Origin of the sequence: Phyllobacterium sp. TAF24, from assembly GCF_052113785.1 — a bacterium.
Classification (GTDB): domain Bacteria; phylum Pseudomonadota; class Alphaproteobacteria; order Rhizobiales; family Rhizobiaceae; genus Phyllobacterium.
The window spans coordinates 232,281-249,125 of sequence record NZ_JBFRDN010000004.1; the positions used below are offsets into that span (position 1 = coordinate 232,281).

At 55.6% G+C, this 16,845-nt stretch carries 15 protein-coding genes; 7 read left to right on the forward strand and 8 right to left on the reverse strand.

All coding sequences use genetic code 11. The annotated features are described in order from the left end of the window. Positions 1–4: 4 nt before the first annotated feature. Entirely contained in the window at positions 5–1,216 is a 1,212-nt protein-coding gene (locus AB4Y96_RS05865) for an aminotransferase class V-fold PLP-dependent enzyme (protein ID WP_441916231.1), read from the reverse strand. Positions 1,217–1,350: 134 nt separating this feature from the next. On the opposite strand from AB4Y96_RS05865, the gene AB4Y96_RS05870 reads away from it, so the two are divergent. After that, complete coding sequence (locus AB4Y96_RS05870) at positions 1,351–2,163, forward strand: IclR family transcriptional regulator (protein ID WP_441916259.1); 813 nt, start codon at positions 1,351–1,353, stop codon at positions 2,161–2,163. Positions 2,164–2,165: 2 nt separating this feature from the next. Here the strand turns inward: AB4Y96_RS05870 and AB4Y96_RS05875 are convergent, their stop codons facing one another. From AB4Y96_RS05875 to AB4Y96_RS05905, 7 genes are all read right to left on the reverse strand, one after another. Further along, complete coding sequence (locus tag AB4Y96_RS05875) at positions 2,166–2,663, reverse strand: RidA family protein (protein ID WP_441916232.1); 498 nt, start codon at positions 2,661–2,663, stop codon at positions 2,166–2,168. Positions 2,664–2,672: 9 nt separating this feature from the next. Beyond that, entirely contained in the window at positions 2,673–3,884 is a 1,212-nt protein-coding gene (locus AB4Y96_RS05880; protein WP_441916233.1) for an amidohydrolase/deacetylase family metallohydrolase, read from the reverse strand. Positions 3,885–3,886: 2 nt separating this feature from the next. Next, positions 3,887–4,756: an ABC transporter permease gene (locus AB4Y96_RS05885; protein WP_441916234.1), complete on the reverse strand. Its 870-nt coding sequence runs from the start codon at positions 4,754–4,756 to the stop codon at positions 3,887–3,889. Continuing rightward, the gene (locus tag AB4Y96_RS05890) at positions 4,756–5,697 is read right to left on the reverse strand and encodes an ABC transporter permease (protein WP_441916235.1); all 942 of its coding nucleotides are present in this window, start codon (positions 5,695–5,697) and stop codon (positions 4,756–4,758) included. Before AB4Y96_RS05890 ends, AB4Y96_RS05885 begins: the two co-directional genes overlap by 1 nt. 82 nt (positions 5,698–5,779) lie before the next feature. Then, entirely contained in the window at positions 5,780–7,309 is a 1,530-nt protein-coding gene (locus AB4Y96_RS05895) for an ABC transporter substrate-binding protein (protein ID WP_441916236.1), read from the reverse strand. Positions 7,310–7,453: 144 nt separating this feature from the next. Further along, positions 7,454–8,746, reverse strand: coding sequence for an L-rhamnose catabolism isomerase (gene rhaI, locus AB4Y96_RS05900; RefSeq protein WP_441916237.1), 1,293 nt, complete (start codon positions 8,744–8,746; stop codon positions 7,454–7,456). 20 nt (positions 8,747–8,766) lie between these two features. Then, positions 8,767–10,857 carry a bifunctional rhamnulose-1-phosphate aldolase/short-chain dehydrogenase gene (locus tag AB4Y96_RS05905; RefSeq protein ID WP_441916238.1) on the reverse strand — a complete coding sequence of 697 codons (2,091 nt, stop codon included), beginning with the start codon at positions 10,855–10,857 and terminating at the stop codon, positions 8,767–8,769. A gap of 215 nt (positions 10,858–11,072) precedes the next feature. Between AB4Y96_RS05905 and AB4Y96_RS05910 the strand changes: the two genes are divergently transcribed. The 6 genes from AB4Y96_RS05910 to rhaM all read left to right on the forward strand — a co-directional run bounded on the left by AB4Y96_RS05910 (position 11,073) and on the right by rhaM (position 16,844). Continuing rightward, positions 11,073–11,885 (forward strand): DeoR/GlpR family DNA-binding transcription regulator, encoded by an 813-nt coding sequence (locus AB4Y96_RS05910; protein WP_441916239.1) that lies wholly within the window; start codon positions 11,073–11,075, stop codon positions 11,883–11,885. A gap of 46 nt (positions 11,886–11,931) precedes the next feature. Next, positions 11,932–12,927: a rhamnose ABC transporter substrate-binding protein gene (gene rhaS / locus AB4Y96_RS05915; RefSeq protein WP_441916240.1), complete on the forward strand. Its 996-nt coding sequence runs from the start codon at positions 11,932–11,934 to the stop codon at positions 12,925–12,927. 71 nt (positions 12,928–12,998) lie between these two features. Further along, a complete protein-coding gene (locus tag AB4Y96_RS05920; RefSeq protein ID WP_441916260.1) occupies positions 12,999–14,516 on the forward strand; it encodes a sugar ABC transporter ATP-binding protein in 1,518 nt (505 codons plus the stop codon). Positions 14,517–14,524: 8 nt separating this feature from the next. Continuing rightward, entirely contained in the window at positions 14,525–15,526 is a 1,002-nt protein-coding gene (locus tag AB4Y96_RS05925; protein WP_441916241.1) for an ABC transporter permease, read from the forward strand. Beyond that, positions 15,523–16,524, forward strand: a complete 1,002-nt coding sequence (locus AB4Y96_RS05930) for an ABC transporter permease (RefSeq protein ID WP_441916242.1) — start codon at positions 15,523–15,525, stop codon at positions 16,522–16,524. The genes AB4Y96_RS05925 and AB4Y96_RS05930 overlap by 4 nt, the downstream gene beginning before the upstream one ends. Next, on the forward strand, positions 16,521–16,844 hold the full coding sequence (rhaM, locus tag AB4Y96_RS05935) for an L-rhamnose mutarotase (protein ID WP_091882899.1): 324 nt from the start codon (positions 16,521–16,523) through the stop codon (positions 16,842–16,844). Before AB4Y96_RS05930 ends, rhaM begins: the two co-directional genes overlap by 4 nt. Position 16,845 lies beyond the last annotated feature (1 nt).

A 16,845-nucleotide genomic window follows, 5' to 3' on the forward strand; every position in this document is an offset into this window, starting at 1 on the left:
CTGATCAATCAGGCCAGCGCATGAGACCGGCCATGCGGCGCGTGTAACGGTTTTCAACAGGCGTTGAGATGATCTCGTTGGACGCGCGCGCCTTGCCGAGTTCCTCGACCAGACGGGTTGCCACAATGGTTTCTTCGCCGGGGTGCAGATTGCACGGGTCCATGTAGAAATAACCGTGCTCGACCTCATGATCGCGAACGATTACCGGGCGCGAACCCTGCGCCAGTGCGTCGGCCAAGTCCCACGCACTGATATGCGCAGCCTGCGGCTCGATGATAACGCGGATGCGGTCGAGCGGATTGTTTGTTGGATCTGGTTCGATAATAGTTGTCACGCCGGGCTTGCCCGCAAGCGTCTGCTGCCAGAGATTGAGATAGCCGGTTTCCCGTTCGCGAATACCCGCATGGTCGCGTTTTTCCCATGCTTCCAGCGCAGCGATGGTTCCAAGAATGCTTTCCTTGCCCACCTTCATGCCACGGCCAATGCCCATGTTCTGCAGAAAAGTATTGCGGACGAAATCCTTGGCACCGGCAACAATTCCGCCTGTTGGGCCACCAAGAAATTTGTGCGCGGAATAGAGCGCGATATCCGCACCCTGTTCCAGAAAGATTTTGAGATCATATTCAGAAGCTGCGTCAACGATGACAGGCACACCGCGTGCGTGGCAGACTTCCGCAAATTTCTTCAGGGCTACGAGGCCATACTGAACCGTATGATGCGAGACCACAAAAACGGCGGCGGCTGTGCGCTCATTGATCGCCCCATCAAGATGGTAGGGATAACAGGACGTTGCCTGACCGACCAGAATTGCCTTGGCACCTGCAAGCCGGATACCCTGATCTACAGGGGCACCGTAGCTGACCACGTGGCCCATCTGGATAATGACTTCGTCCTTTAAACCCGTCGTATCAGGCAAGCGTTCGATGGCGGCAAGATCATTGCCTGTCATGGCGGCTGCCACTGCGAGACTGATACCAGCAGAACAGGACGCAGTAACAAAGCCTGCCTCGCCGCCCGTCAGGCGCGCAATCACCGGGCTCGATCTTTTCTGCAGATCATTGACCTCAACAAATTGCGGCAGGATCGCCGTCATGGCCGCTACAGCCTCCGGCACCACAATCGAAGCACCCAACGATGTCATCGTTCCCGAAACGTTGATAACGGGTCGCAACCCCAACGTTTCACGGATATCATCAGGGTTATGAGAGTCGGTCATGCTGTTCTCCTCGAAATGTTGCCGCTTGCAACGCATTCCATTTGTCAGGCATATATGCCACTATAATGTAATAGACTGTTTGAAGACCAATCGATCCTGCCAGGAGCCTGAACGTGGACGCAAAGACATCAGACATGGATGCCACCCGCGATTTTGAGAAAAACGAAAAACCTGATGCCACCGCTCGCCGTTCGCGTGTCAGCGGCATTGATCGGGCCTTGCAGGTTCTGGATCATCTGTATGAAACCGGTAGCCCGGCTGGTGTTTACGGGATCGCCAAGGCCATCGGCGCGCCGCTTTCCACGGTTTACGTCATCATTGATGATCTGGTCGAAAAAAACCTTCTCTCGCGCAACAATGACGGTTCCGTCTGGCTCGGCGCGCGGCTTTACCATTACGGCCTCGCCTATGCCCGCTCGCTGGATTTTCTCGATGTGGCCAATCACGAAATGCACAATCTGAGCCGCGTTTCCGGTGAAACCGTGCAGGTATGCGGGCGCGATGGCGATCATATGATGGTTCTGGCCATGGCCGACGGCCCCGGTCATTTCCACGTCACCTCGCGCGTCGGCACCCGCGTTCCACTCAACTGGACCGCTTCGGGCCGTTTGCTTGTCGGCCATCTGCCTGAAGCGGAACGGCTGGAGCTTTTCAAGCGCTGCGCCAAATCTTCGCCCACTGGCCGTGCCGTCATCGAACCGGCGGCGTTGTCGAAAGCCGCCGGAGAAGCGCTGCAATCGCGCATCTCCATTCAGGCTGGTGAATCGGACTACGCCGTCGCCTGTGTTGCCTCGCCGGTTTGCGACGACAAGGGCACCTGCGTTGCCACCATTTCCATCGTTCTGCCCGAACAGAAGATTGCCGATAACCCCGTGCGCTATACGGCCGAGGTTAAGGCATCTGCTGAACGGATCGAAACCGTGATGGGCTGGCGCAGTCATTCCTGATCCTATGCTTTCAAGGCGATGATCGCCTCGATCTCCACAGTGATATTGCCCGGAAGTGAGCCAAAGCCCACAGCCGAGCGGGCATGCTGTCCGGCATCGCCGAACACATCGATCAGCAGATCGGAACATCCATTGATGACAAGCGGGTGATCCGCAAAATCAGGCACGGCATTGACCATGCCGAGCAGTTTGACCACCTGTTTGACCCGGCCAAGATCACCCAAAGCCGTATGCAGAACCGCCAGCAGGTTGATCCCTGTCAGCCTTGCATGCGCATAGGCATCATCGACGCTGACGGTATCGCCAACCTTGCCCGTATGCATAAAGCCGTCATTCTCACGCGGCCCCTGGCCCGACAGGTAAAGCATATTGCCTTCCTGAATATGGGTGACGAAATTGGCAATCGGACGCGGTGCCGGAGGCAATACAATACCCAGCGCTTTCAGCCTGTCGTAAGGAGATGTGCCAGCTTCAACGGCTGGACTGGATGAATGGTTCACGCGAGCTCCTTAGCGGTATGAATAGGTATGACGGTGATTGACCAGTTCAGGGTTCACCGGTTGATAGCGGCTGGCCGCGATGGTCTCTGTTCCCAGAACAACCATGCGCGGCTCGAACAGTTTGTGAAGCGTCGCCTTGTAGCCCAGTGAATCGATAACGCTGAGGTCTGAATCCACAAGTTCAAAGATCGTGAATTCGGCTGGCTTGCCGACCTCCAGAAGATTGTCCGTTGGCAGACCGATGGCCGATGCCGGCGAAAGCGTGACGGCTTCCACAACCTTCTCGAACGGCATGCCGACACTCAGAAGCTTCGACATGGTGGTTCCCAAATCCCACACGGAATAGTTCAGGCTGTGCAGGTGAATGTCCGTCGAGATGGAGAATGGCAAAAGTCCACGGCTGATCGCGACTTCTGCCACGCGGAACGAGAATGATGCACCGCCGTGACCAATATCGAGCCGAATGCCTTCACCTGCACAACGTTCCGCCAGTTCGAACAGATCATCATCTTCGATAATGCTGCTGCCGACCTTGCCGTTGAAGCAATGGGTGATGATGTCGCCCGGTCCCAAAATCTCCAGCACTTCGTCATAAAGCGCTGGTGGTTCACCCACATGCACCATCATCGGAAGCTTGAGGATTTTCGCGACCTTCTTGCCAACCTTGACGGGCGTGACACCCCACGACCCTGTTATGACGTGGCTGGCACGTACTTTCAGGCCAACAATGTGATCGCGGTTTTCGTTGACGCAGGCAACGGTGCGGTCAAGATCGATAGAGCGGATATCGCTGAGTTCGCTGACGCGGTTGCAGGCAACAAGGCCGATTGAACCAAGATTAAGGAAGGCTTTGATGCGTTCCTTCGCCGGTTCGATGATGTATTCGCGCAGGCCATGGAAATTCGCTTCACCTGCCGAACCCGCATCGACGATTGTCGTCACACCGCGTTCCACACCGCAGATTTGCGGGCGGACGGAGATATCAGTGCCGCCATGCCAGACATGGGCATGCAGATCGGTCCAGCCGGGCGAAATCCACGCGCCTTTCATATCAACACGCCTGATATCTCCGGCAACATTTAACGAAGGGCCAAATTCGGTAATTTTTCCGTCTGCACCAATGAGAATGTCAATGGTGCCGGAAGGGGTATTCGGGCCAAAGGCAACCGCTTTGACATTGGTCAGCAACAGGCGACCGTCGGTTGCAGAGGAGGCGGGCATGATCAGAGATCCTTTCTGAGGCGTGGGTCGAGGAGGTCACGGAAGCCATCACCCACCATTTGCAGCGAGAGAACGGAGAGGACGATGGCAATACCGGGAAAGAGGGTCATCCAGTCAGCTTGACCAACATACTGACGGCCGGCGGCAATCATGGTGCCCCAGGTGGGCACTTCAGGGCTGACGCCAAGACCAAGGAACGACAATCCTGCCTCTGCCAGCATGGCATGGGCAAACAGGAAGGTTCCCTGAACGAGGATAGGCGAGAGCAGATTACGCAGGATATGGCGCGTCAGAATATGCGGTGTCGATATGCCAAGCGCATGGGCGGCTTCCACATAGGGCAACTCGCGAATGACAAGCGTTGAGGCACGCACCACACGGGCAAGCCGCGGTGCATAGACGATGCTGAGCGCAATGATCACGGTGGTGAGCGATGGGCCAAGCGCTGCAACCAGCGCAATGGCAAGGAGGATATCGGGGAAAGCCATCATCGCATCGATCAGACGGGTGATCGGCGCGTCGAGCCTGTGGAAGAACCCGGCAAGAATACCAAGCGTGACGCCGATGAGCGACGCCAGAACCACCACGGCAAAACCAACCAGCAATGACAATCGGGCCGAATAGATCGTGCGCGAGAACACATCGCGCCCAAATTCATCCGTACCGAAAATCCAGTGCGCACTTGGCGGCTTCAACCGGTTGACGATGGAAAGCTTGTTCGGCGCGTAAGGTGCAATGAGCGGCGCAAGAACAGCAAGTGCAATGAAGATTGCCAGAACGATCAAGCCAAAAAGCACGGTCTTGCGGCGGATCAGAACGCGAAAGAACTTGCTGCGCTCGCTGACGGGAACGGATGGGGCGATATCGGTCATCAGTAGCGCACCCTTGGATCAACGACGAGATAAAGCATGTCGATGGCAAAATTGATGAGGACATAAAGCCCGGCGATGACAAGCAACGCACCCTGAATGACCGGGTAATCGCGGCGCAACACCGCCGACACCACCAGATTGCCTACACCGGGAAGGCCGAACACCGTTTCTGTGACCACAGCGCCGGAAATGAGCACGGCGGCGGTTAATCCAACGACGGTAATGATCGGGATCAGCGCATTCTTGAATGCATGTTTGAGCACGACGCTGCGCTCGACAACACCCTTGGCACGCGCGGTGCGGATATAGTCATCACCCAGCACATCCAGCATGGAAGCTCGGGTAAACCGCATGATCAGCGCCGATGAAACGATTCCCAGAGCGAAAGCTGGTAACACCAAGTGATACAGCCGCTCGCCCAGCGTTGTATCTGGTCCACCGTAACCGGAAACCGGAAATATGCCGAACCGCACCGCAAAGACCTGCATCAAAATGAGCCCCAGCCAGAAGCTTGGAATACTGGCGGCGAGCATGGCAAGCGCCGTGGCTGCCTGATCAAAAATCGAGCCGCGCCTGTAGGCAGCATAGACCCCAATGGGAATGGCAATGACGCTGGCGATCAGGATCGAAAAAATCGTCAAGAAGAAGGTGGGCTCGGCGCGCTGCGCCAAAGCCGTCAGCACCGGCTGGTCGAGAAAGATGGAACGCCCGAGATCACCCTGCAGTAACTGGCCAATGAAATAAACATATTGCACGAGGATGGACCGGTCGAGCCCGAGCGCCGTACGCAATTGCGCGATATCGGCAGCGGTTGCTTCCGGCCCGAGCATGACGGCAGCCGGATCACCCGGCGTGACGCGAACGATGATGAACACGATGGTCACCACCAGAAACATCACGACAATCATGCCGATAAAGCGTTGGAATATGTAACGGAGCATCAGGTCGGTTCAATCCTGTTGACAGGGGGTAGACGATGTAGAGCGGATAGTGACGATCTGTCCGCGCTACGCGTTGTTCCGATTACTGTTTGAGTGACACGTTCCAGAAATATGGCCACGGCGCTGGCGTAAAACCCTCCACCTTGGGTGACTTGGCCGAAAGCGCATTGAAATCACCAATCTTGATGATGGGCGCTTCCGCGTAAATCACCTTCTGAACGTCCGCCCACAGTGCGATACGCTTCTTCGGGTCGGTTTCGGAATTGAAGGCATCAACAGCCACTTTACGAGCTGGCGTATCCCAATTGCCGGGCGCACTGGTCGAGAGAGCCCCGATCAGGGCGGGTTCCGGCAGGAACGGGCTGTGGCTGATGTAGATATCCCATAGGGCGGGGTCAGCACGGCGCTGCGTCAGCGTTGCCCAGTCGACTACCTGCAATTCGACATTGATCCCTGCTGCCTTCAGATATTCAGCGGCAACCTGCGCCATCTTGTAATGGAATTCATACTGGCGGCTGGTGAGAATGCGCACGGGCTTGCCGTCGTAATTGGCCTTTTTCAAAAGCGCTGCGGCCTTTTCAGGATCGCCAATATTATAGCCATCCTTGACGCCTGCATCCGTCGCCCAGCTATAGGATGCCGGATAAAACGATCCATTGAGCGAATAGAAATCCGTGCTACCAAAGGCGGCGGCCAGCATGTCTTCCATGTTGAGCGCGGCACGGATAGCCAGACGCATATCCTGGTTCTTGGTCAATCCCTGCGCGGTGTTCAGCACGAAGACCGGCCAGCCAAACGGTTTCAACAGAACCGGCTCGGTTGCCTTCTGGCCCTTCACACGGTCATAGGCCTCGACAGGCAGGCTGTCCGCATAATCGAACTGGCCGGATATTGCCCCTTCAACGCGGGTATTGGCATCAGGCACCGGTACGAAACGGATTTCATCGAGATATTGATGGCGGGCGCCGCCATAGCCGTTCTCGTTCCCTTCAGGAGATTTATAGCCATCGAAGCGAACAAGCTGAATATACTGATCTGCCTTGCGTTCCTTCAGCTTATAAGGTCCCGTGCCAACCGGTTCGGTCATCGGGTTCTGTTGTTTTTCACTTGGGAGGATGATCGCGGCGGCATTGTTGAATGCCAGCAGCGACAACAGCGGGGCATGGGGTGCATTGAGCGTGATGCGAACTGTCGAGGCATCAACAGCATCAATGGATGTGATGAGGGGTGCGACCTGTTTGCCGCGCGAGGCAATCTGCGTCCAGCGCTTTAGCGAGGCAACCACATCGGTGGAATCCATATCGGTGCCATCGTGGAACTTGACGCCTGTGCGCAGCTTGATCGTGTAGATTTTGCCATCGGCCGAAATCTCGGGGAGGCTGGAGGCGAGAAGCGGTGTCGGGTTCCAGTTTGCGTCAAATGTATAGAGCGTCTCGAAAATATGCTGTGAAACAATACCCACCAGATCGGCTGTCGATGCCATGGCATCAAGTGTCGGCGGCTCGCCAATGGTGGCGACGTTGATAACGCCGCCCTTGGTCTGGGCAAAGGCAGCAGGGCTGAAGGCAACCAGCGCCGAACCCAATAGGAGTGCGAGTTTCAGTGATTTCATGACAGTCCCCTTTGTTATTCCACTATTATGTTATATAGTGTGTTATAGTAGAATAAGACCAAATGTATCGGGCGCTGTCAAACAAAAAAGAAAAAGGCAACGCTGATGGCGCTGCCTTGCAAATGCTGTTGAAGGACAGATCGGTCAGATAATGCCGCCGCTGCCGCCTGTGCTGACGGGTCTTATTTTCCCGACCTTCTGCCGGTAACCACTGGCTCGATACGCCGCGATTGGGTCGATGGCACCCCCTGCCCGGCGGCGTGCTTCTGCCAGAATGGGCTCCACATCCGTCCGGTAGGCGCGCTTAAGAGCATCCGACGCCATCAGCGCATCATTGCTGTCCTGATAGCCACCCAGTGCCTCACGATCCACCAATAATGCCTGTGCATAAGCGCGGCGAATTTCAATGGCACTGGAAATCAGGCTCTCAATCGGATCAGTCACATTGTGCGACTGATCGATCATATGCGCCGGATGGAAATTCTCGGCGCCGCGCTCTTGCGCATCAACAAGCTCATTGAACACGAGGAACAGCCGGTAGGGATCAATCGACCCCGCATCGAGATCATCATCACCATATTTGGAATCGTTGAAGTGGAAGCCGCCGAGCTTCTTGAACTGGATCAACCGCGAAACGATCATCTCAATATTGGTGTTGGGTGCGTGGTGGCCAAGATCAACAAGACAGAACGCTTTCGGACCCAGCGTTTGCGCGATCAGATAATTGGTACCCCAGTCTTGCACGACAGTGGAATAGAAGGCCGGTTCGAACATTTTGTGTTCGGAGAAGATGCGCCAGTCATCCGGTAGTGCCCTATAGATTTCGGCCATGGCATCGAGATAGCGTTCAAACGACCGGGCAAAATTACTCTGGCCAGGGAAATTCGATCCATCGCCAACCCAGACAGTCAAGGCTTTCGAACCAATCGCATTGCCGATTTCGATACACTCGATATTATGCGCGATAGCCTGTTTACGGGTCGCCGCATCCACATGGCTCAATGAGCCATACTTATAGGAATGCGCTTGATCCGGTGCGTCGGAAAAGGTGTTGGAGTTCATCGCGTCGAAACCGAGGCCAAGCGCGTCCGCATGGGCTTTCAATTGCTTCGGGTCGGCCTTGTCCCATGGGATGTGCAATGAGACAGTCGGCGTCGCACGGCTCAGTTGATGAATGACCGAACAATCCTCAAGCTTGTCAAAAATGCCGCGTGGTTCGCCCTCACCCGGAAACCGGGCAAAGCGCGTTCCGCCAGTGCCGACACCCCATGATGGAACAGCGACGAAGAAATCCGCCACCTTCGCGGTGATTGCCTCGATATCGATGTTCCGGCGGGCGAGATGCGCACCCAGCGCTTCAAAGTCACTCTTTTGTGCCGCAGCGCGCTTGTCATTTTCGGATGCAATAAGGTTGCCGGAAATTTGCAGTTCAGCCATGATGTCCTCCCAGACCGCTTTTATCGCGTGAAGCTTTGCACGTTGCCAGCGTCGACATTGATAATATTGCCCGTGGACTTGGCTGAGGCATCGGAGGCAAGGAAATAGATCGCCTCGGCAATATCCTCAGGCAGCACATTGAGCTTAAGAAGCGAGCGTTTGCGATAATGCTCTTCAAGCTCATCGACCTGCAGATTGGACGATGCCGCGCGTTGTTCGCGCCACTCGCCATTCCAGATTTTCGAGCCGCGCAGCACAGCGTCCGGATTAACAGTGTTCACACGAATACCGGCTTCTGCCCCTTCCAGCGCGAGGCAGCGCGCCAGATGAATTTCCGCAGCCTTGGCAGCGCAATAGGCACTGGCGTTGGGAGAAGCAGCAAGTCCGTTTTTGGAAGCAACAAACACCACATTGCCGCCGATTTTCTGGCGCCGGAACAGACGGAAAGCTTCGCGCGACACGAGGAAATACCCTGTCGCCAGAATGTCCATATTGCGGTTCCACATGGCAAGTTCCGTGACTTCAATCGGGGCTGACGACGCGATGCCCGCATTGGAGACAAGAATATCGATGCCGCCGAATTCGATCGCGGCTTCGGCAAAGCTTGCAATCACACCCGCCTCGTCTGTCACATTAAGCTGTACACCGCGAACCGCATCGGGGCTGTAACGCCCGGCAAAATCCTGATGGGCAGCCTTCAACGCCTCCGCATCAATATCCGCAAGAACAACGCAGGCACCCTGCTCGAGCAGTCGCTCGGCCGTCGCACGGCCAATGCCACCGGCACCACCTGTTACGAATGCCACACGACCCGCCAATGATTTGGGCTTTGGCATCCGCTGCAGCTTGGCTTCCTCAAGCAGCCAGTATTCGATGTCGAAAGCTTCCTGTTCCGGCAACCCCTGATATTCGGAAACCGATGAAGCGCCACGCATGACATTGATGGCGTTGACGTAGAATTCACCGGCGATGCGTGCTGTCGCCTTATCCTTGGCAAAGGACAGCATGCCAACACCGGGAATGAGGAAAATCACCGGGTTAGGATCGCGCATGGCAGGGGAATTGGCGTGCTTGCAGGCATTATAATAGCGGGCATAGTCAACGCGGTAGGCTTCAAGCGCAGTATCAAGCGCGTCAACGGCAGCATCAAGATTGGCCGGATCGATATCAAGCACCAGCGGGCGGATTTTCGTGCGCAGAAAATGATCCGGGCAACTGGTGCCAAGTGCCGCGAGGGGACGCAGGTTTTTCGAATTGACGAACTCCAGAACCGCTGGCTGGTCATCGAAATCACCAAGCTTGCGCTCGGATACACCGATCTTACCGCGAATCTCAGGCATAAGTCGAGCGGCCACGGCACGACGTGCGGAAGCATCAAGACTTTTCGTTACCTCGCCGCCAAAAGCCGCTTTGCCAGCGGTCTTGCCATCGAACCAGACAATCGCCTTGTTGATGATATCAAGCGTCAGCTCATAACATTCCCTGGCATCATCGGCCCAAGTGAACAGACCATGGCTTTCCAGCACCACGCCTTTCGAGCTTGGGTTGGCAGCCACATAGGCGCCGAGATCGAGACCAAGCTGAAAACCCGGGCGACGCCACGGCAGCCAACCGATATCGTTCCCGAAGACTTCCTTGGTCAACTCGCGCGAATTCTTTGACGCGGCGATAGCAATAATTGCATCGGGGTGCATATGATCGACATGCCTGAACGGCACGAAACCGTGCAAAGGCGTGTCAATCGAGGCCGCACGACTGTTAAGATTGAACGTGCAGTGCGGCAGGAAGCCCACCATACGGTCTTCGTCAGCAACGCCTTTGTATATGGATTTCAGCGATTCCAGCTTTTCCATATAAAGCGTGGCGAAGCCGTCGAGCTTGATCGTGCCAACATCGCCGCCTGAACCCTTCACCCAAAGCACTTCAACTGATTTACCGGTCAGCGGGTCGGTTTCCAGCACTTTGGCCGAGGTATTGCCCCCGCCATAATTGGTAATGCGCTTGTCAGCACCCAGCAGATTGGAGCGATAGAGCAGCTTGCCCGGCTCATCCAGCTTGGCAGCCTTTTGTTCATCCCAACGATTATCCAGAAGTTGGAGCTTGCCTGCCATACTTGCCTCCCGATCGATCATATGATGGCCGGGCATCGCGCCACAGCCATGTGAATTTTCTCTAGCTATGGAGCAGAGTGTGATTTCGTGTCAATCATAAATGATCATATTCAATCATAAAATTGCAATTGTGCAGTGCAATATGAATATATTTGACTGATATTGATTGACACTGCACGTTATTTTGCGCAATGCTTGCGACAGTGGAGGGAAAAATGCACGAACGTGAGCGTCAACGTATTATCCTGAGTGCAGTTCAGGAAAAACCGTTCATCACCATTCAGGACATTGCCGAACTGACGGAAGCGTCGGAAGCAACGATCCGTCGCGATATCGCCTCCATGCATGTACAGGGCAAGCTGCGCCGGGTTCGTGGCGGCGCGGAAGCCATTCACCCGCCACAGCAGACTGCACTTGCCGGCCGGCCATTTCGGGTATCCGAAGCCGAGAACATTGATAAGAAGCGGGCAATCGCCCGCGAAGCCGTAAACCTTTGCAATGAAGGTGATGCGATCATTCTCAATGGCGGCACGACGACGTTCCAGATGGTGCATTATCTCGCCGCACGTCGTTTGCAGATCATGACCAACTCCTTCGCCATCGCTGAACATCTGGTGAAGAACTCCAAGAGCACAGTGATCATACCCGGCGGCATGATTTACCGCGAGCAGAGCATGATCCTCTCGCCTTTCGACAATGACGTAACCCGCAATTTCTACGGCAAGCGCATGTTTATGGGTGCGGTTGGTGTCGGCCCGTTCGGGGCTATGGAATCTGATCCGCTGATCATTCAGGGCGAACAGAAACTGATCACACAGGCGGACGAACTGGTGCTGCTGGTGGATTCGACCAAGTTTGGGCGCCGCTCAAGCCTGATCCTATGCCCGCTGCAGCGCGTTGCGACAATTATAACCGACGACGGCATTTTGGACGCGGACCGAAAAATGGTGGAGGACGCCGGAGTCGAGTTGATCATCGCAAAGGTGAATGCACAGGACAAATCAAGGGATTCCGCTTCGATCGCATAAAAACCAGCGCCGGAGCGGCGTATTTTCAATCTAGGGAGGAAGAGAAATGAACGTATTGAAGAAACTTGCACTGGGGTCGGCTCTGGCACTTGCCATGCTCGCGTCACAGGCACAGGCAGAAACCATCAAGATTGGTCTGGTGGCAAAATCGCTCGGTAACGGCTTCTTTGAAGCGGCCAACAAGGGCGCGCAGGAAGCGGCAAAGGAACTGGGCGGCGTCGAGGTCATCTATACGGGACCGACATCAACCACAGCTGAGGGCCAGATTGAGGTCATCAATGCGCTGATCGCCCAGAACGTTAACGCCATTGCCATTTCCGCCAACGATCCGGACGCGGTTGTACCAGCGCTCAAGAAAGCCATGGCACGCGGCATCAAGGTTATCTCGTGGGATTCTGCCGTGGCCAAGGAAGGCCGTATCGTCCACCTCAACCCATCATCGAACGAGTTGATCGGCAAGATGTGCCTGCAACTCGCCGCAGCCCATCTGCCCGATGGCAAGGGCGACTTTGCGATCCTTTCGGCAACAACCACATCGACAAACCAGAACACCTGGATTGCCGAAATGAAAAAGCAGCTGCCAAGTTTCCCCGGCCTCAATCTGGTGACAACCGTTTATGGCGATGACCTTGCTGATAAGAGCTATCGCGAAGCACAGGGCCTCCTGACCTCACAGCCGAACGTGAAAGTTATCGTTGCTCCAACGACAGTTGGTGTTCTCGCCGCCTCGCAGGCGGTGGCCGATGCCAAGAAGATCGGTTCGGTTTATGTAACGGGCCTTGGCCTGCCTTCAGAAATGGCCGGTGCCATCAAATCCGGTGCCACCAAGGAATTTGCCATCTGGAATCCGATTGATCTTGGTTATTCCGCCACGCAGATCGCCTATCGCCTCGTCAAGGGCGACACGGACGGCAAACCCGGCAGCGAGATTGAAGCCGGACGCATGGGTAAGATCAAGATCGGCGAGAATGGTGAAGCCGCCATGGCTGATCCCTTCGTCTATGACGCGAAGAATATCGATCAGTTCTCGAAGATTTTCTGATCCGGCAACCGCGCCGCAGAAGCCCGGCAGATTTTCTGCCGGGCATTTTTCAACCCATTGGTATGTCCATGATGAACGCCGCCCTTGCCGAGCCATCACCCATTGTCCCCATTCTGGAAATGCGGGCCATCTCCAAGTCGTTTCCCGGTGTAAAAGCACTGAACGACGTCAATATTTCCCTTTATCCGGGTACAGTGACGGCGCTGATCGGCGAAAACGGCGCGGGGAAGTCTACCCTCGTCAAGATTCTGACCGGTATCTACGAATCCGACGAAGGCGAAATTCACATTGATGGCAAAGCTGTCGCCTTCGGTAATGCGCAGGATGCAATCAATCATGGCGTGACGGCCATTCATCAGGAAACCGTGCTTTTTGATGAATTGTCAGTGGCCGAGAACATCTTTATCGGCCACGCGCCGAAGACATCATTCGGTCTCGTCAACTGGAAGGGCGTCAATGCAAGGGCGCTCGCCCTGCTTCATTCGCTCGAAAGCAATATCGACCCGCGTGCCCGGCTGAAGGATCTTTCCATCGCCCAGCGCCATCTCGTTGCCATCGCCCGTGCGCTCTCGGTTGACGCGCGTATCGTCATCATGGATGAACCGACGGCTGCCCTGTCACGCAAGGAAGTCGATGATCTCTTCCAGATCGTCAGACGGCTGAAGGCTCAAGGCAAAGCCATCCTCTTCATCAGCCACAAATTCGATGAGGTTTATGAGATCGCGGATAATTATGCGGTGTTTCGCGATGGCAAAGCTGTGGGTAGCGGGGCGCTCGCCGACATCAACCAGAACGATATTGTCCGCCTGATGGTTGGCCGCTCCATCGAACATGCCTTTCCGAAAGTGGATATTCCGCTCGGCAAAACGGTTCTGAAGGTTGAGAATTACAGCCATCCGACCGAGTTCCGCGATATCTCCTTCGAACTGCGCAAAGGCGAAATCCTTGGCATCTATGGACTGGTCGGCGCCGGTCGTTCGGAGATTTGCCAGTCCCTGTTCGGCGTCACCCGGCCATCGCACGGCAGGCTGGAACTGGACGGCAAGGAAATCCAGATACGCTCGCCCGGCGAGGCGGTTCATGCGGGCATTGTTTATGTGCCCGAAGAGCGCGGGCGCCATGGCGCCGTGCTGCAATTGCCGATCTACCAGAATATCTCCCTGCCTTCGCTTGGGAAAACCTCACGCTCTGGTTTCTTGCGTGCAGCGGAAGAACTGGCGCTAGCCCGCAAATATGCCGAACGTTTTGACCTGCGCGCGGCGGCCTTGTCGGTGCCTGTTGGTACGCTGTCCGGTGGCAATCAGCAGAAGGTCGTCATCGGCAAGTGGCTGGCCACGCAGCCGAAAATCCTCATTCTCGATGAACCCACCAAAGGCATCGATATCGGCTCGAAAGCAGCCGTCCACGCCTTTATCAGCGAGCTCGCAGGCGAAGGTCTCAGCATTATCATGGTTTCATCCGAACTGCCTGAGATTCTGGGTATGTCCGACCGCGTGCTTGTGATGCGTGAAGGCCTGTCCGCCGGTCTGTTCGAGCGTGCAGATATGAACGCCGAGATACTGGTTCGCGCCGCAACCGGCAACGCGTAAGGAGCGAAATGATCAAAAAGCTTTTCAGATTTCGCGAGATGCTGCTGGTGATAATCATCGCCGTCCTGCTTGGCGTTTTCTCCTCGCGCTCATCGGGCTTTGCCAGCCCTTCGAACCTCTCCAATATTTTCAATGACACGTCGATCCTGATCATTCTGGCGCTCGGCCAGATGACCGTGATCCTGACGAAATCGATTGATCTTTCCGTTGCCGCCAATGTCGCTTTTACTGGCATGGCAGTTGCGATGCTCAACGCAGCTCACCCGGATTTGCCATTGGCGCTGATTGTCGTCATCGCGCTTGGCATTGGCGCGATCCTCGGCGCAATTAACGGTCTGTTCGTATGGAAGCTTGGCATTCCTTCCATTGTTGTCACGCTTGGCACCCTTACCATTTATCGCGGTATGGCCTTCGTTCTGTCAGGTGGTGGCTGGGTCAATGCGCATCAGATGACCGAGCCATTCCTGCAAACGCCGCGTCATGTCTTTCTTGGTCTGCCTGTCCTCGGATGGACAGCCATCATCATTGTCGCTGTCATTTACATCGTCATGTCGCGCACCTTCCTCGGCCGCGCGATCTACGCTTCCGGCGGCAATCCGACAGCGGCTGTATATGCGGGCATTGATGTGGGCCGCACCCGGTTTTTCGCCTTCGTGATATCTGGCACGCTTGCCGGTCTGTGCGGCTATCTCTGGGTGTCGCGCTACGCGGTGGCTTACGTCGATATCGCGGCGGGGTTCGAACTTGATAGCGTTGCCGCATGCGTCATCGGCGGTATCTCGACGCTTGGAGGCATTGGCTCGGTTGCGGGAGCCCTGCTTGGCTCGCTGTTCCTTGGTGTCATCAAGAACGCCCTGCCCGTCATCAATATTTCGCCGTTCTCGCAAATGGCGATCTCCGGCGGCGTCATCATTGCAGCCGTGATTTTCAATGCGCGGCAGGAACAACGGCGCGGCCGCATCATTCTGCGGGATCGTGGGGCATCGGAAAAGATCGAGGGTATCGCATGAGTATAACAAGCGAAAAACGTCATATCCCGGATCGTTTGGGTACATCTGCGACGCGATTGTTTGCCAGTTGGGAAGCGCTGCTTCTGGTTGTCGCGATCCTGATTTTTATCGCCAACTCCTTTGCCTCACCCTACTTCTTGAATGCCTGGAACCTCTCGGACGCCACGTTCAATTTCACCGAAAAAGCGATGGTGGCTTTTGCCATGGCCTTGCTGATCATTGCGGGAGAAATTGATCTTTCCGTCGCCGCTATCATCGCCCTTGCCGCAACGGCTATGGGTGCTGCGGCACAGGCGGGTGTTGGAACTCCGGGGCTCGTAGTCATCGGTATCGCGGTTGGCGTGGGATGCGGTATAATCAACGGCATTCTGGTCGCTGGACTGCGGCTTCCCTCCATTGTCGTGACCATTGGCACAATGAGCCTGTTTCGCGGCATCGCCTATATCGTCCTTGGCGACAAAGCCTATGGCGGTTATCCCTCATCCTTTGCCTATTTCGGACAAGGTTACGTCTTCTGGGTCTTTTCCTTCGAATTTGTCCTGTTTGCCGTTCTTGCAGTTCTCTTCGCCATTCTGCTGCATGCCACAAACTTTGGCAGGCGCATCTATGCCATCGGCAATAATGAGTTTGCGGCGCGCTTCTCCGGTATCCGCGTAGAAAGGATCAAGTTCACCCTGTTCCTGATGACCGGGCTGATGTCGGGCATTGCTGCGGTTTGCCTTACCTCGCGCCTTGGTTCCACCCGCCCCTCCATCGCGCAAGGCTGGGAACTCGAAATCGTCACCATGGTCGTTCTCGGCGGCATCTCCATTCTTGGCGGTTCGGGCACCATTGGCGGCGTTGTTATCGCAGCTTTCGTGATGGGGCTGGTTACATTTGGCCTAGGACTGCTGAATGTACCGGGCATTGTCATGTCGATCTTCATCGGCCTGCTTCTGATTATCACCATAACATTGCCGATTATCATCCGCCGCATCAGGCACAGGAAGCACGCATGAACACCCAAGAGAAATATGCGTTCAAGATGATGCTCAATCCCGGCATGGAAGAGGAATACCGGCGGCGGCATGATGCAATCTGGCCGGAGCTTGTCGACCTCCTGCGCGACGCGGGTGTGCAGGATTATTCCATTCATCTTGATCGCGAAACCAATACGCTTTTCGGCGTACTCACCCGCCCTGCCGGGCACACCATGGCTGATCTTCCTGACCATCCTGTGATGAAGAAATGGTGGGTGCATATGGCCGATATCATGGCGACCAACCCTGATCATTCACCCGTACAGTCCGATCTGGTCTGTCTGTTTCATCTGGCCTGAT

Excerpts from the sequence above, each read along its gene's own strand:
- AB4Y96_RS05870 (WP_441916259.1), top strand. The coding sequence starts at position 1,351 with ATGGATGCCACCCGCGATTTTGAGAAAAACGAAAAACCTGATGCCACC.
- AB4Y96_RS05865 (WP_441916231.1), bottom strand. The coding sequence starts at position 1,216 with ATGACCGACTCTCATAACCCTGATGATATCCGTGAAACGTTGGGGTTG.
- AB4Y96_RS05930 (WP_441916242.1), top strand. The coding sequence starts at position 15,523 with ATGAGTATAACAAGCGAAAAACGTCATATCCCGGATCGTTTGGGTACA.
- AB4Y96_RS05895 (WP_441916236.1), bottom strand. The coding sequence starts at position 7,309 with ATGAAATCACTGAAACTCGCACTCCTATTGGGTTCGGCGCTGGTTGCC.
- AB4Y96_RS05920 (WP_441916260.1), top strand. The coding sequence starts at position 12,999 with ATGAACGCCGCCCTTGCCGAGCCATCACCCATTGTCCCCATTCTGGAA.
- AB4Y96_RS05905 (WP_441916238.1), bottom strand. The coding sequence starts at position 10,857 with ATGGCAGGCAAGCTCCAACTTCTGGATAATCGTTGGGATGAACAAAAG.
- AB4Y96_RS05880 (WP_441916233.1), bottom strand. The coding sequence starts at position 3,884 with ATGCCCGCCTCCTCTGCAACCGACGGTCGCCTGTTGCTGACCAATGTC.
- rhaM (WP_091882899.1), top strand. The coding sequence starts at position 16,521 with ATGAACACCCAAGAGAAATATGCGTTCAAGATGATGCTCAATCCCGGC.
- AB4Y96_RS05925 (WP_441916241.1), top strand. The coding sequence starts at position 14,525 with ATGATCAAAAAGCTTTTCAGATTTCGCGAGATGCTGCTGGTGATAATC.
- AB4Y96_RS05885 (WP_441916234.1), bottom strand. The coding sequence starts at position 4,756 with ATGACCGATATCGCCCCATCCGTTCCCGTCAGCGAGCGCAGCAAGTTC.
- rhaI (WP_441916237.1), bottom strand. The coding sequence starts at position 8,746 with ATGGCTGAACTGCAAATTTCCGGCAACCTTATTGCATCCGAAAATGAC.
- AB4Y96_RS05910 (WP_441916239.1), top strand. The coding sequence starts at position 11,073 with ATGCACGAACGTGAGCGTCAACGTATTATCCTGAGTGCAGTTCAGGAA.
- AB4Y96_RS05890 (WP_441916235.1), bottom strand. The coding sequence starts at position 5,697 with ATGCTCCGTTACATATTCCAACGCTTTATCGGCATGATTGTCGTGATG.
- rhaS (WP_441916240.1), top strand. The coding sequence starts at position 11,932 with ATGAACGTATTGAAGAAACTTGCACTGGGGTCGGCTCTGGCACTTGCC.